Genomic DNA, 15,304 nt, shown 5'->3' with positions numbered 1-15,304 from the left:
ATGCGGCGCGAGCGGGAGAGGAGTTAAGGCCGCAGCAGTCTGAGGATGGTTTCGATGTTGAAGTCGAGCCGCTTTTTCAGGGCGTCGGGTTCCATGAAATCGAAATCGAAGATCACGCCGCTGGTGTAGCGGTTGGTCAGATAGTAATAGCCGATGGCGGCCATCGTGATATGCAGTTGACGGGCATCGACGCCGGGACGGAACACACCCGCTTCGACACCGCGATCGAGAATGCGCTCCAACATCGAGATAAAGCCATGATGCAGTTCTTTAAATCGAGCCGACCGTTTGACATGACGCGCCTTGTGCAGGTTTTCGCTGTTCACCAGCGTCATGAATTCCGGGTTCTTCAGGTAGTAGTTCCACGTGTGCGCAACGAGTGCGGCGACGGCGTCTTCGGGCGACAGATGGTCGAGATGCAACTTCAGTTCGGCCATGCGGATATCGGCGTACACGTCTTCCAGCACGGCCTGGAACAACTGCTCCTTGCTGCCGAAGTAGTGATAGATCATGCGCTTGTTCGACTTCGCGCGTGTCGAGATCGCCTCGACCCGCGCGCCTGCGAGACCCAGCTTCGCAAACTCTTTTTTCGCGGCTTCGAGAATGCGCGCCTTGGTGACTTCGGGGTCGCGCTGACGCGGTGCCGGCGCGCCGTCGGCTTTGGCTGCCCTGGTGGCCCGGCCGGCGGGCGTGCTTGCAACAGTCATAGTGGTCAATCGCCTGAAATGGTGTGTGGGGGCGTCGCGTTGCCTTGACTTCGTGTGAGCGACTATAGACGAAAAAGGCATTGCGAGGAAGTAACCGGATGGTGCAGAATGGGCGCGAAAAAATGCGTGGTGATTCTGTCGCCGACGCGGACGGTTCGATGTGAGCGTCCGTGCAAATGCAAACAGTGGAGACATGAATGAGCAATCTGTCTGAGCTCGCAACAGCGCTTCAGCTGCCGCCGCAACCCGTGCGCAGCCCGATGTTCATCGATGGCGCGCAGTACATGGGCAGCACGGGCGAGTACGTCGTGCGCAAGAGTCCGGGGCATGGCGTGGCCGTCACGGAAACGCTGCGCGGGACGGCTCAGGATCTCGACGCCGCCGTCGCCGCAGCACGACGCGCATTCGACGATGGCCGCTGGTCGCGCATCTCGGGCGAGCAACGTGCCGCTGTGCTGCTGAAAGCGGCGCAGCGCATCCGCGAAGACGTCGAGACGCTGGCCTGGCTCGAAACGCTCGAAAGCGGCAAGCCGATCGGTCAATCGCGTGGCGAGATCATGGGCGCGGCAGGTATCTGGGAATACGCAGCGGGACTCGCGCGCGTCGTGCACGGCGATACGCACGACACACTCGGCGAAGATCTGTTCGGTCTCGTGGTGCGTCAGCCGGTGGGCGTGGTCGGCATCGTCACGCCGTGGAATTTTCCGTTCTTCATTCTTTCCGAGCGCTTGCCATTCGTGCTTGCGGCGGGTTGTACGGCGGTCGTCAAGCCCGCTGAACTGACATCGAGCACGACACTGCGGCTCGCTGCATTGCTCAGCGAAGCGGGCTTGCCTGATGGCGTCGTCAATGTGGTGACGGGTCTGGGTTCCGTGGTCGGCCAGGCGCTGGCCGAGCATCGCGATGTCGATATGGTGTCGTTCACGGGTTCGACTCCGGTTGGCCGTTCGGTGCTGACGGCAGCGGGCGGCAACATGAAGAAGGTCGGTCTCGAACTGGGCGGCAAGACTCCACAGATCGTGTTCGCGGACGCCGACCTCGACGACGCAGCCGACGCCATCGCCTTTGGCATCTGCTTCAACGCGGGTCAATGCTGCGTGTCTGGCAGCCGGCTTGTCGTGCATCGATCGGTGGAAGAAGAACTCGTTGCGCGCATCAAGGCCGTGTTCGAGAAAGTGCGTGTCGGCGATCCGCTCGATGCGACGAATCACGTCGGCGCGATCGTCGAGGCGCGGCAGTTCGACAAGATTTGCGGCTACATCGAAGCCGGGCGTCGCGACGGCGCGCAACTCGTGCACGGCGGCACATCGACGAATGATGGCGAGCGCTACTTCATCCAGCCGACGCTGTTCCGAAACGTGCGGCCGGACAGCGCAATCGCGCAGGAAGAGATCTTCGGGCCGGTCCTGTCGGTGACATCATTCGACACCACTGAACAGGCCATCGAACTTGCGAACGGCGTGCCGTATGGCCTTGCCGCGAGCATCTGGACGCGCGACGTGCAACAGGCGTTCGGCAGCTTCCGCCGCGTGCAGGCAGGGCGCATCTGGGTGAACTGCACGATTGCGGGCGGCCCCGAAATGCCGATCGGCGGGTTCAAGGAATCGGGCATCGGTCGCGAGACGGGCCGCTATGGCATCGAGGAATACACGGAGTTGAAGTCCGTGCATGTGCAACTCGGCAAGCGGGCACGCTGGATCGCGTGACGCGCGGCTTTGCCTGAGAAACACACGACGACAGCAGAACACAGTAGTGGAGACGACGATGTACGACTATGTGATCGTAGGTGGTGGCCCGGCAGGTTGTGCGCTGGCGGCGCGCCTCACGGAAGACGCCGGTAACCGGGTATTGCTGCTCGAAGCCGGTCCCGCCGATACCGATCCCTACATCCACATGCCCGTAGGGTTCTTCAAGATGACGGGCGGTCCGTTGACGTGGGGTTATCGCACGCTCGCTGCGAGCGAAACGCAGCGCCGCCAGATTCCGTTCGCGCAGGCACGCGTGCTGGGCGGCGGCGGCTCGATCAACGCGATGGTCTATACGCGCGGCCAGCCCGAGGACTACGACGGCTGGGAGCGCGAAGGCTGCACGGGCTGGGGCTTTCGCGACGGCGTGCTGCCCTACTTGCGTCGCATGGAAGACAACGAGCGCCTGTGCAACGAATACCACGGCGTGGGCGGCCCGCTGGGCGTGTCGGACCTGATCACCGTCAACGAACTGACCAAGGCGTTCGTGCGCGCAGGGCAGGAAGCGGGCATGCCGTACAACAGCGACTTCAACGGCGCGCAGCAAGAAGGCGTTGGCGTCTATCAGGTCACGCAACGCAATGGCAAACGATGCAGCGCGGCAGTCGGCTATCTTCGCGCGGCGCAGTCGCGGGCGAATCTGACCGTGCGCACCGACTGTCACGTGCTGCGCGTCGTGATCGAAAACGGGCGCGCGATTGGTGTCGAGATCGCGGCGCGAGGCAATCGTGCGAACGTCGAACTGGTGCGCGCCGAAGCGGAAGTCATCGTGACGGCGGGCGCGATCGGTTCGCCGAAGCTGCTGATGCTATCCGGCATCGGCGATGCAGCGGGTCTTGAGCGCGCAGGCGTGAAGCCGGTTCATGCGCTTGCGGGCGTGGGCCGAAACCTGCAGGATCACTTCGACATCGATATCGTCTACGAACTGAACGGGCCGTACAGCCTCGACAAGTACGCGAAGAAGCACATGATGCTGCTCGCCGGGCTCGAATACAAACTGTTCAACAAGGGCCCGGTGACGTCGAACATCGCGGAGGGCGGCGCATTCTGGTATTCGGACAGTTCCGTGCCGACGCCCGATCTGCAGTTCCACTTCCTGCCCGGCGCAGGCGTCGAAGCGGGCGTGCCACCCGTGCCGTCCGGTTCCGGCTGCACGCTCAACTCGTATTTTCTGCGCCCGCGCAGCCGGGGCAGCGTGACGCTGCACAGCGCCGATCCGCTGGACGCGCCCGTGATCGATCCCGCGTATATCCGCGATCCGTACGATCTGAAGGTGGCCGTCGAAGGTATTCGCCAGAGCCGCGAAATCATGAGCCAGACGGCGCTGCGCAAGTACATCAAGGCTGAGCATTTTCCCGGCAGCAGCGTGCGCACGCAGGCGGATTACGAGGCCTATGCACAGCAGTACGGACGCACGGGCTATCACCCGGTCGGTACGTGCAAGATGGGCGTCGACGCGATGTCGGTGGTCGATCCGCAACTGCGCGTGCACGGTATCGACGGATTGCGTGTGGCGGATTCGTCGGTGATGCCGCGCATCGTCAGTTCGAATACCAATGCGCCGACCTTGATGATCGCGGAAAAGGCTGCCGATCTGATTCGTGGTCTTGCAAGCGTGACATCGTCGACGAGCCAGTCGGGCAACATCGCCCGCCGCACGACACTGGCCATGGCGAGCGCAGCAGCCGTATAAAGCGAACCAAGCACGAGAGGGTAGAGGGCCAGGGCCCGCCCATGTCTCACAAGAGTCTGGGCGTTTAATCGATCTGTAAATATCCGGTTATTTATTTAGAGCGCGGCTTGCAGATGCGGCTGTGCGACTGTCTGGAGGAGACATCATGTCCAACTACGATCAGCATTCGGGTTTTTCGCGTCGCGATTTCATCAGGCTGGGTGCCGGCGCGGCGTTTGCCGTTGCGGGCGGCGGTCTTTCCAGCCTCGCGTTCGGTGCCGACAAACCGACGCTCGCCTGTTCGTTCCGCTCGCTGACGAACCCGTACTACACGGCATTCAACAAGGGCGCGCAGGACTTCGCAAAGAGCGCCGGTTTGCCGTACGTGCCGCTCACCACGGAAGGCAGTTCGGAAAAAGGCATCGCGGATATCCGCGCGCTATTGCAGAAGACGGGCGGCAACCTTGTGCTCAACGTCGACCCCAACGATTCCGCCGATGCACGCGTGATCGTCGAGGCCTGCACGAAGGCTGGCGCCTTCGTCACGACGATCTGGAACAAGCCGAAGGATCTGCACCCGTGGGATGCGAACCCGAACTACGTCGCGCACCTGTCGTATGACGGCGTCGCATACGGCGAGCAGACGGCGACTCAACTGTTCAAGGCGATGGGCGGCAAGGGCGGCGTGGTTGCGCTCGGCGGCATCTTCAGCAACGTGCCTGCGATCGAGCGAAAGGCGGGCCTCGATGCGGCGCTCAAGAAGTATCCGGGCATCCAGTTGCTCGACTTTCAGGTTGCGGACTGGAACTCGCAAAAGGCTTTCCCGATCATGCAGGCGTGGATGACGCGCTTCAATTCGAAGATCAAGGGCGTCTGGGCCGCCAATGACGACATGGCACTCGGCGCAATCGAAGCACTGCGCGCCGAAGGTCTGGCGGGCCAGATTCCCGTCACGGGCATGGACGGCACGCAGCCGGGCCTCGCCGCAATCAAGACGGGCGAACTGATCGCCTCCGTCGATTGGGATCCGTACTGGCTGGGCGGCATCGGTTTGTCGATGGGTCTGCAGGCGAAAGAAAAGAAAGTGGATCTCGCATCGCTGCCGAAAGACCGGCGTGAATCGTTCTGCACGGCGACCTTCGTCACGAAAGCGAATGTCCAGGAAGTCGCGCGCCGCGCGACTGCGCCGTCCGCCGACTGGAACAACGTCTATGCCCGCGTTTCCGGGCCTGTGGTGTATCGATGAGCAAGCTGACCGCAACTTCTTCCCGCCACGCGATGCACGGCGAAAACGGAACGGCAGGCGCGCTGTTCCCGGGCGAGCGCGCCGCGCTGCGCGCCATGCTGGGCCGGTTCGCGCCGCTTCTCGTGCTGCTCGCGCTCGGGCTCGGCATCGGTGCGCTGAATCACGACTTCTTCGATCCGATGAACCTTGCGCGCATCGCGATCGCCGCCGTGATTCCGCTCACGATTGCTTTGGGCGGAACCTTCGTGATCCAGCTCGGCAGCATCGATCTGTCGGCGGAAGGCATTGTCGCCGTCGCGGCTATTGGTGTGTCGATGCTGGTCGAGAACTCGTTCAACGGCAATCAGTTCGGGCTGTGGGCGGTGGCGGTCGGCATCGTCGCGGGCGTGCTGCTCGGGCTGACCAACGGCGTGCTGCACGTGGCGCTGCGCATCCCGTCATTCATCACGACGCTCGCGGTCGGTTTCGTCGCGACGGGCATCGGCACGGCCGTGCTGTCGGGCAACACGATCCGCGTCAGTGACATGGCGCTGCGCTCGATCTCGATCACGCGTTATGCCGGTTTGCCGTTGTCTGTGTGGATCGCCATGCTTGCGCTCGGGCTCGCTTACTTCGTGCATCGGCACACGGTGCTTGGACGGCATGCGCTCGCGATCGGCGGCGGCGAAGATCTCGCGCGGCTGAACGGCGTGCGGGTGGGGCGTATCCGCATTGCCGTGTTCGCGCTGGCAGGCGCGTTCTACGGTCTCGCGGGGATTCTCGCCGTTGCGCAGTACGGGCAAGGCCACGCGATGATCGCCGACGGCCAGTTGTTCGTCGCGATCACGGCGATCGTGGTCGGCGGCACGTCGCTCGCGGGCGGCAATGGCGGACCGCTGAACACGCTGATCGGCACGCTGGTGGTGGTCGTGCTGGCCAACGGCATGGTGCTGCTCGGTGTGCCGCCTTATGTGCAGCAGGGCATTCAGGGCGTGCTCATCATCGCTGCCGTGACGCTTGCGTTGAATCGCTCGCGCCGGCGCATCGTCAAGTAAGCGGCGCACAGGAGTTTTCACCATGCTTATCCTCAATCACATCACCAAGCGCTTTCCCGGTGTGCTCGCGCTCGATGACGTATCGATCGAAATCCGCCCGAACGAGATCGTTGGCCTGATCGGCGAAAACGGTGCGGGCAAATCCACGCTGATGAAACTGCTGACGGGCGGCTACCGTCAGGATTCCGGCGAGATTCTGCGCAACGGCGAGCCGCTCGTGATTCGCAATCCGCGCGACGCGACAGCGAAGGGCATCGCGATGGTCTATCAGGAGCAGTCGATCCTGCCCAATCTGACCGTCGCGGAGAACCTCTTCCTCGGACGCGAAGAACCGTTCATGACGTTTGGCCGCCTGAACTGGTCGAAGCTCAAGCGCGCTGCTGCCGCCGAACTCGCGACCGTGCATCTCGATGTCGATCCGCTCGATCTGTGCGAAGAACTGTCGTTTGGTCAGCGCCAGATGGTGGAACTCGCGAAGGCACTGTCGCTCGCGAGCCATTCAGGCGACACACCCGTGATCCTGCTCGACGAACCGACTTCCGTGCTCGAAGCCGCGGAGATCGACATTCTGTTTCGCCTTGTGCGTGAGTTGAAGTCGCGAGCGTCGTTCGTGTTCGTATCGCACCGGCTCGATGAACTGCTGTCGCTGAGCGACCGTGTGTATGTGATGAAGGACGGCAAGGTAGTCGCAGGCATGCAGGCCGCCGATGCTTCCGTCACACAACTGCACGAACTGATGGTCGGCCGGACGATGGGCGGCCAGTACTACCGCGAGAATCTGCAGAAGCCGTATCGCGCCGAGGTTGCGTTGTCGGTGCGCAATGCGAGCGTCGGGCAGACGCTGCGCAACGTGTCGTTCGACGTGCATCGTGGCGAGGTGTTCGGCGTCGCGGGCGTGGTCGGCTCGGGGCGCGAAGAGCTGTGCCGCGTGATTGCGGGCCTCGAAGCGCTCGATACAGGCGAAGTGCGCGTCGGCGAGACGCGACTCACACCGAGCGCAAGACACGCGGTGGAACTGGGCATCGGCTACGTGCCGCGCGAGCGCAAGGTCGAAGGTCTGGTCACGCAGATGAGCGTTGCGGAGAACCTGACCTTGCCGCGCCTGTCGGCTGTCAGCCGCGGCGGCGTGGTCGACAAGCGCGCGGAGCGGGCGCTCGCGAACGAATGGATCGAGCGTCTGCACATCAAGACGCCCGGACCATCGGCATCGTGCCGCAACCTGTCGGGCGGTAACCAGCAGAAAGTCGTGCTGGCGAAATGGCGCTTCACGGGCAGCCGTATTCTCGTGCTCGATCATCCGACGCGCGGTCTCGATGTCGGTGCGAACGAAGAGGTCTATCAACTGATCCGCGAACTGACGGACGAAGGCGTAGCCGTGGTGCTGACGGGTGACACGCTCGAAGAAATTCTCGGCCTCAGTCATCGCGTGATGGTGATGCGCGATGGACGCGCGCAGATCATTCTGCCGTGCGAAGTGGGCAGCAAGCCTTCGCAGGTCGATGTCGTTGAACACATGGTTTGAGGTCATCATGGCAAAACTGAATGAAACCGCACGGCGTCGTCTTACCGACAACGCACCTGTGATCGCGCTCGCCGCGCTGTATCTGTTGATCGAAATCGCACAACCGGGTTTTCTTGCGCCATCGACGCAACTCGGTCTGCTGGCCGACAGCTCGACGCTGTTCATCATGGCGGCGGGCACGACATTCGTTGTGTTGCTGGGAAGCATCGATCTGTCGTTGCAATCGGTGGCGTCGCTGTCGAGCGTGATCGTCGCGATGCTGCTGCCGCGCTACGGCGCATTCGCGGCAGTGATCGCGCTGGCGGTGTCCGCGTGCATTGGCTTGTTGAGCGGGTTGATCCAGACGGTGCTGCGCATTCCGTCCTTCATCGCGACGCTGGCCGTGGGTGGGATTGCATCGGCGGCTGCGCTGACCTTGTCGGGCACGCGCTCGATCGGTATCAGCGATGAATTGCGCAATGCGTCGCTTGGCTGGACGACGGGTTCGTCGTTCGGCATTCCGCACGAAATCCTGCTCGGACTGGCGACGTTTCTCTTCTGTCTGTTTCTGCATCGCTCGACCGTGGTGGGCCGGCGCGTCGATGCAATCGGCGCGGGCGAACCGGCGGCGATTGCATCGGGTGTGCGTGTGTCCGTGACGCGCTGCCTGATGTTCGCAACGTCGTCGTTCTTCGCGGGCCTCGCTGGCGTCGTGATGGCAGGACGGCTGGGCAGCGGTTCGCCGACGCTTGCCGATCAGTTTCTGCTGCCCGCCATTGCGGCTGTGATCGTGGGCGGCACGGCACTGACGGGTGGCGCGGGCGGCGTTGGCCGCACGCTGATCGGCGCTTTGCTGGTCTCCGTCGCGCGAGTCGGCATGACGTTCGTGGGGATCAGCGTGTTCGCGCAGCAGATCGTGTTCGGCCTGATCCTGATCGTTGCCGTGACGGTGGCGTTCGACCGGGCGAAGGTGCTGGTAATCAAATGAACGCGCGGCAAGCCTTGATGATTGAATTGGGCAATTGAGGACGAGGGAGTCAATCTGGATGAAAGTTCTTGTAGCGGTGAAGCGGGTGGTCGACTACAACGTGAAGGTCCGTGTGAAGTCGGATGGCACGGGAGTGGATGTGGCGAACGTGAAAATGTCGATGAATCCGTTCGATGAAATCGCGGTCGAAGAAGCCGTGCGGTTGAAGGAAGCGGGCGTGGTGAGCGAGGTCGTCGCGGTGTCTTGCGGTGTGGCGCAGTGTCAAGAGACGTTGCGCACGGCGCTGGCGCTTGGCGCGGACCGTGCGGTGCTGGTCGAGTCCGATGAGGATCTTCAGCCGTTGGCGGTCGCGAAGCTTTTGAAGGCACTGGTGGATAGGGAGCAACCGTCGCTGGTTCTGCTCGGCAAACAGGCCATCGATGACGATTCGAATCAGACGGGACAAATGCTCGCTGCGCTTGCCGGTTTGCCGCAAGCGACGTTTGCTTCAAAAGTCATAGTGGCTGACGGGAAAGCGGCGGTGTCGCGGGAGATCGATGGCGGCGCGGAGACCTTGTCGCTTACGTTGCCTGCAGTCGTCACGACCGATCTGCGCCTCAATGAGCCGCGCTATGTGACGTTGCCGAACATCATGAAGGCGAAGAAAAAGCCGCTGGAAACGGTGAAGCCTGGCGATCTGGGTGTCGATGTCACACCGCGCCTGAAGACGCTGAAGGTCAGCGAGCCACCAAAGCGCTCGGCCGGCGTGAAAGTAGCCGACGTTAAAACGTTGGTCGAGAAACTCAAGACTGAAGCCAAGGCGCTGTAAAGAGGACTCAAGGTATGGCTATTCTGGTGATTGCTGAACACGATAATGCGGCGCTAAAAGCAGCGACGCTGAACACGGTCGTTGCTGCACAAAAGCTCGGTGGCGATGTACATGTACTGGTTGCCGGTCACAATGTGCACGGTGTTGCCGATGCGGCTGCGAAGGTAGCCGGCGTTGCAAAGGTACTGCTCGCGGACGCGCCACAACTGGCTGAAGGTCTCGCGGAAAATATCGAAGCTACCGTGATGAACATCGCGAACGATTATTCGCACGTTCTTGCGCCGGCTACGGCATATGGCAAGAACATCGCGCCGCGCATCGCCGCGAAACTCGATGTCGCGCAGATCAGCGACATCACCGCGGTTGTCAGCGCCGATACTTTCGAGCGTCCGATCTACGCCGGCAACGCAATTGCGACGGTTCAATCGCAAGATGTGATCAAGGTCATCACGGTTCGCGCGACGGGTTTCGATCCTGCCGCAGCCGAAGGTGGGAACGCTTCGCTCGAGAAGATCGAAGCAGCCGCGGACACTGGGATCTCGCAGTTCGTCGGCCGCGAAGTGACGAAGCTCGATCGCCCGGAATTGACGTCGGCGAACATCATCGTGTCGGGTGGCCGGGGTTTGGGCAGCGGAGAGAACTACACGAAGGTGCTCGAACCACTGGCAGACAAGCTGCAAGCGGCGCTCGGCGCGTCACGCGCAGCCGTGGACGCGGGCTACGTGCCGAACGACTATCAGGTCGGACAGACAGGCAAGATCGTCGCGCCGCAGCTTTATATCGCGGTGGGCATCTCCGGCGCGATCCAGCACCTTGCGGGCATGAAGGACTCGAAGGTGATCGTCGCGATCAACAAAGATCCGGAAGCACCTATTTTCAGCGTGGCGGACTATGCACTCGAAGCTGACCTGTTCGCAGCAGTACCTGAACTGTTGAGCGCGCTGTAGCGCAAAAGCGGAAATGTCTGGGTGCAAGCTGCGCGGCTACTATCGCCGTGCGAGCATGAGGTCAAGGTTCTGAACGGCAGCACCTGACGCGCCTTTACCAAGGTTGTCGAAAACCGCAGATAGTAAAACATGTCCATGTTCGACGTTAGGAAAGACGCTCAGGCGCATGTCGTTCGTACCGTTCAACACCTGCGGATCCAGATGCTTCAGGTTGCGCGACTCGTGCAGAGGCATGACGTGTACGTGATGAGCCTCGGCATAGTGGCGTGCGAGGCATGCGTGCAGCGTTTCGCCATCTACGCCCGGTGCAAGTAGCTGAAGTGACAGCGGTATCGTCAGCACGATGCCCTGGCGGAATGCGCCATAAGCCGGCACGAAGATGGGACGCTGCGCAAGACCGGCGTGCTGCTGGATCTCGGGCGGGTGCTTGTGTGCGAGTGCCAGACCATATACCTGGTAAGCCGGCGCGCGAGTCGCGTCTTGCCCCTCATGTTCTTCCAGTCCCGCACGCCCACGCCCTGAATAGCCGGACACCGCGTGAATGCTGATCGGGTAGCTGTCAGGTATCAGTCCCGCCTGCAACAGGGGGCGCAGCAAGCCGATTGCACCTGTCGGATAGCAACCGGGATTTGTCACACGGTTTGCGTTCGCAATGCGCCTGGCCTGTTCCGGTGACATCTCCGGAAAGCCGTATGTCCAGTCGGGCTGCGTGCGGTGGGCCGAACTTGCGTCGATCACCCGGACGGCAGGATTGACGATGGCGTCCACTGCCTCGCGTGCAGCCGCATCAGGCAAACAGAGGATCGCGAAGTCGCAGGCGTTGATGGCTTCTGCACGACGCCGCAGATCCTTACGCTCGTCGGCAGCGAGCGTAAGCAGTTCGAGGTCGGTCCGATTCCGCAGCCGTTCGTGGATCTGCAACCCGGTCGTGCCCTGATCGCCGTCGATGAAAACAACAGGGGAATGCATACAGGAAATACTCCCGTGATGGTGAGTGGTAGCGGGTAGAACGAGTCGCTATGTTCCATGCAGCGCTAGAATAGGGAAAGTTGAATTTCACAACGCTGATGTTCAGTTTTTCTGAATCTGGGTGCTGACATGCGAGAGATAAGCCTGGACCGCTTGCGTACGCTGGTAGCCATAGCCGATCGTGGCTCGTTTGCCGACGCGGCGCGCGCATTGAATCTGGCGCCGCCAACGGTCAGCCTTCACATCGCTGAACTCGAAGAGCGGATTGGTGCGCCGCTCCTGTCGCGCAAGCGCGGTGAGGTCAGGCCGTCGGCGATTGGCGAGGTGCTGGTGGATCGCGCCCGTCGCCTGCTCGCCGACGCAGAGCAGACGTTGCACGATATCCAGCGGCAGGTGCAGGGCCTTGAAGGGCGCGTGCGGGTCGGTGCGTCAACGGGTGTGATTGCGTACCTGTTGCCGCAAGCACTGGAGGTGCTGAGCCAGCATCATCCGGCTATCGACATTCAGCTTGCAGTGTTCACTTCGAACGAAGCGCTGTCCCGATTGGCGGACGGAAGGTTGGACATCGGGCTGGTCGCGCTACCTCAGCCGCCAGTGGCCGGACTGACGATTAAGCCGTGGCGACGCGACCCGGTGATGGCTTTCGTGCCGTCGCATTGGCGGTGCCCGAGCCGCGTCACGCCCGAATGGCTCGCAGAGCAGCCCCTCATCCTCAATGCCGCGACCACTCATCTTTCGCGGCTGACGACGGACTGGTTCGCGGCTGGCGGACATCACCCTGAGCCACGCATTCAGCTCAATTACAACGATGCAATCAAGAGTCTGGTAGCGGCAGGTTACGGCGCGTCGCTACTGCCTCATGAGGCGACGACGCCGCTGTCCGACGAACGCATCGCCATGCGACCGCTGCGTCCGGCGTTGTGGCGGCGGCTCGGGATCGCGCATCGTGCGGGGTACACCGAGCGCTCGACGCAGCACGTACTCGACGTGTTGTGGGATCTTCGGCTGAAGTGAGCGGCCGGATTGTCTGCAGATCCTGCTCAAGCTCACACGCGCCGGTGGATAACCGGCTCTCCCGTTGCGGCATTCACCCTTAACGCGCGAAGCTGATAGGCAACCCGCCATCCGGATGCGCGACGGTCCCCATCGGGATGCTATAGATCCTGCTGAGCGTCTCGGCGCGCATCATCTCGGCGGTCGGCCCATGCGCGAGCAGGCTGCCGCCCTTGAGCGCGATGAGTTCGTCGCAGAAGCGGGCCGCCATGTTGATGTCGTGCAGCACCACTACGACCCCGATGCCACGCTCCTCACACAAACGTCTCACGAGCGTGAGCACCTCGATCTGATGTGCGATGTCGAGCGCGGAAATCGGCTCATCGAGCAGCAGGCAATCGCTATCTTGCGCGACCAGCATCGCAAGCCACACGCGCTGACGCTCACCGCCCGAGAGGCTATCGACCGCGCGATCGGCAAAACGTAGCACGTCGGTCTGTTCCATGGATTCGTGCACTTTCTGCGCGTCGGTGCGCGAGAAACGGCCGAGCGCGCCATGCCATGGATAGCGCCCAAGCGCTACCAGTGCGCGGGCCGTCATGCCGTCGGCAGCGGGCACCTGCTGCGGCAGGTACGCGACCTCGCGCGCGAACGCCCGGGTTTCCCATTGCGCGAGCGGCCGGCCTCGAAATTCGATCGCGCCTCCAGTGGGCTGCTGCTGGCGCGCGAGCAGCTTCACAAGCGTCGATTTGCCGGAACCGTTGTGACCGATCAGGCCATACACGCGTTGCTTCGCCAGCGTCAGCGACACGGGTTTGAGCAGCGTGCGGCCACCGGCATCGAATGAGACTTTGTCGAGTGTGAAAAGCGCGTGCGCTGGCGGGGCAGTTAGTGGCGCTTCCTGGAGCGCCAGGTCGAACGACAGCTTTGTAGGCATACTCATCGGTAAAAACCTCGACAGCAAAACAGATTCATCAGCACGATCGCAGACCTTATTTCTGAGCGGCAAAGGGCGTGTGCGCCGTACTACTCTCAACGCTTGCATCGATATATCGCGCGCCGGCATCCGCACCTGCGCCCGTCTCCACGATCTGACCGTATTCGAGCTTGATATAGCGGTCCGCGAGATGGAAATAGCGGTCGTCGTGCGTGATGACCAGCACGGTCTTGCCCTTCGCCTTCAGTTCGGGCAGCAGCTTGCGATAGAACACGTCTTTAAAGAGCGGGTCCTGATCTGCGGCCCACTCGTCGAACACGTAGACCGGCCGGTCCTCCAGATACGCGACCAGCAACGCGAGCCGCTTCCGTTGGCCTTGCGAGAGTTCGAGCGTGGAAAAGACCCCGTCCTCGATGCTGACCTTGTGATCGAGTTGCAGATGCACGAGCAGCGCCTGTGCTGTCTGGTCGATTCCATCCACACGCATTCCGAGCAGGTTGTCGAACAGAAAGAAGTCGCTGAACACCACCGAAAATAACTGGCGATAGGCGTCACGCCCGGCCTCGCCCATGCTCGCGCCGTTGAGCAGGATGCGCCCGCTTTCGGGCGGATAAAGACCCGCGATCATCTTCGCGAGCGTGGTCTTGCCGCTGCCGTTGCCGCCGATCAGATAGACGAGTTCGCCGGGCCTGAAAGCGAGGTTGATCGGCCCGAGCGTGAACACCTCGTTCTCTTTCTCGCGGAAATAACGATGCGTGACACCGTCTAGCACGATGCTGTCGAATGCGTTGCTTACCTGCGTATCGGGGCCGCTCGAGTCATGTGGAATCTCAGGCGGCAACTCGGCGTTCACCTGTTCGATGCGCTCCAGCGCAACGCGTGCAGTGCTGACGCTCGGAATCGCCGAAAGCAGCGACTCGATCGGCATGATCATGTAGAGGAACACCATCGCGTAACCCGACATCACGTGTGTGTTCACTGGAAAGAGTCGCGCGACCACGAACAGCGTAATGCCGATGAACGCGAACAGGATGAAGCTGCCCCAGCTCGCCGCCGCCGCGTAGAGCACGTAGCCGCGCGTGCGCTGCACGCGCACGGCTTCCACGTTGGTGGCAAGCGTATCGTCGATAAAGGCGGCGCGGCGCAAGCGATGCAGCTTCAGTTCCTTGGCGCCGTCGAAGAGTGCGCGAAAGTGGCGCACCAGATCGTCCTCGCGGCGGCGCGATGCGCGCAGATGAAAGAGCGCGCGGCCATTAGCGACCCGAAAGCCTGCCGCACCGATACCGATAGTGAGGATCGCCACCAGCAGGATCTGCCACGACAACACGCTCAGATACGCGAGGCAGCCGATAATGACGGCACTTTGCATCGCGAGCGCAGGCATGCGCACGAACAGCATCACGATGGCGTCCAGATCCTGCGTGAGCACGGCGAGCGAGCGCGCTGCGCCCTGTTGCTCCAGATGGCGAAACGAGGCGTCGCCGATACGGCGGATCGTCTGCATGCGCAAGCTTGCTTTGGCGCGCTGACCGAGGTCCATGAAAAGCGTCTGCGAGAGCGTACGCGTCGCGAGCACGATCACACCAAGCGCGACGAACTGCCAGCCGAGGCGCGCGAGTTGCGCCGTGGTTGCCGACAGCGCCTGGTTGATGAGTGCGACGAGACCGGCGTTGCCAAAGCCGCTGACGAGGCTGGTGATGAGCGCGACGATCAAGGTCCAGCGTGAATTGCGCGCGAGCTTCAAGAGCAAAGACATG

The 15,304-nt window shown here is 62.2% G+C and carries 13 protein-coding genes; 9 read left to right on the top strand and 4 right to left on the bottom strand.

The window, feature by feature from the left end:
• Positions 1–23 precede the first annotated feature (23 nt).
• Entirely contained in the window at positions 24–707 is a 684-nt protein-coding gene (locus DK391_RS09790) for a TetR/AcrR family transcriptional regulator (RefSeq protein WP_109477816.1), read from the bottom strand.
• Positions 708–904: 197 nt separating this feature from the next.
• Here DK391_RS09790 and DK391_RS09785 point away from each other — a divergent pair, with 197 nt between their 5' ends.
• From DK391_RS09785 to DK391_RS09750, 8 genes are all read left to right on the top strand, one after another.
• Positions 905–2,413, top strand: coding sequence for an aldehyde dehydrogenase family protein (locus DK391_RS09785; protein WP_109477815.1), 1,509 nt, complete (start codon positions 905–907; stop codon positions 2,411–2,413).
• Positions 2,414–2,471: 58 nt separating this feature from the next.
• Positions 2,472–4,145: a GMC family oxidoreductase N-terminal domain-containing protein gene (locus DK391_RS09780; RefSeq protein ID WP_109477814.1), complete on the top strand. Its 1,674-nt coding sequence runs from the start codon at positions 2,472–2,474 to the stop codon at positions 4,143–4,145.
• A 145-nt stretch (positions 4,146–4,290) separates the two neighbouring features.
• Positions 4,291–5,370 (top strand): sugar ABC transporter substrate-binding protein, encoded by a 1,080-nt coding sequence (locus tag DK391_RS09775; protein ID WP_109477813.1) that lies wholly within the window; start codon positions 4,291–4,293, stop codon positions 5,368–5,370.
• Positions 5,367–6,404 (top strand): ABC transporter permease, encoded by a 1,038-nt coding sequence (locus DK391_RS09770; RefSeq protein WP_109477812.1) that lies wholly within the window; start codon positions 5,367–5,369, stop codon positions 6,402–6,404. Before DK391_RS09775 ends, DK391_RS09770 begins: the two co-directional genes overlap by 4 nt.
• Positions 6,405–6,426: 22 nt before the next feature.
• Positions 6,427–7,926: a sugar ABC transporter ATP-binding protein gene (locus tag DK391_RS09765; protein ID WP_109477811.1), complete on the top strand. Its 1,500-nt coding sequence runs from the start codon at positions 6,427–6,429 to the stop codon at positions 7,924–7,926.
• A gap of 7 nt (positions 7,927–7,933) precedes the next feature.
• Positions 7,934–8,893: an ABC transporter permease gene (locus DK391_RS09760; protein WP_109477810.1), complete on the top strand. Its 960-nt coding sequence runs from the start codon at positions 7,934–7,936 to the stop codon at positions 8,891–8,893.
• A 58-nt stretch (positions 8,894–8,951) separates the two neighbouring features.
• Complete coding sequence (locus DK391_RS09755) at positions 8,952–9,701, top strand: electron transfer flavoprotein subunit beta/FixA family protein (protein WP_109477809.1); 750 nt, start codon at positions 8,952–8,954, stop codon at positions 9,699–9,701.
• A gap of 14 nt (positions 9,702–9,715) precedes the next feature.
• Positions 9,716–10,648, top strand: coding sequence for an FAD-binding protein (locus tag DK391_RS09750; RefSeq protein ID WP_109477808.1), 933 nt, complete (start codon positions 9,716–9,718; stop codon positions 10,646–10,648).
• A gap of 39 nt (positions 10,649–10,687) precedes the next feature.
• On the opposite strand, the gene argC is transcribed toward DK391_RS09750, so the two are convergent.
• Positions 10,688–11,617 (bottom strand): N-acetyl-gamma-glutamyl-phosphate reductase, encoded by a 930-nt coding sequence (gene argC / locus DK391_RS09745; RefSeq protein WP_109477807.1) that lies wholly within the window; start codon positions 11,615–11,617, stop codon positions 10,688–10,690.
• A 129-nt stretch (positions 11,618–11,746) separates the two neighbouring features.
• On the opposite strand from argC, the gene DK391_RS09740 reads away from it, so the two are divergent.
• Positions 11,747–12,631, top strand: a complete 885-nt coding sequence (locus tag DK391_RS09740; protein WP_109477806.1) for a LysR family transcriptional regulator — start codon at positions 11,747–11,749, stop codon at positions 12,629–12,631.
• Positions 12,632–12,710: 79 nt separating this feature from the next.
• On the opposite strand, the gene DK391_RS09735 is transcribed toward DK391_RS09740, so the two are convergent.
• Together DK391_RS09735 and DK391_RS09730 are read right to left on the bottom strand one after the other, a co-directional pair.
• The gene (locus DK391_RS09735; RefSeq protein ID WP_109477897.1) at positions 12,711–13,547 is read right to left on the bottom strand and encodes an ATP-binding cassette domain-containing protein; all 837 of its coding nucleotides are present in this window, start codon (positions 13,545–13,547) and stop codon (positions 12,711–12,713) included.
• Between the two features lie 55 nt (positions 13,548–13,602).
• Positions 13,603–15,303, bottom strand: coding sequence for a cyclic peptide export ABC transporter (locus DK391_RS09730; protein ID WP_109477805.1), 1,701 nt, complete (start codon positions 15,301–15,303; stop codon positions 13,603–13,605).
• Position 15,304: the final 1 nt, after the last annotated feature.

Source organism: Paraburkholderia sp. C35 (assembly GCF_003121405.1).
Classification (GTDB): Bacteria; Pseudomonadota; Gammaproteobacteria; order Burkholderiales; family Burkholderiaceae; genus Paraburkholderia.
Note: the sequence above shows the minus strand (reverse complement) of the source record. Positions and strands in the feature narration are given on the sequence as shown.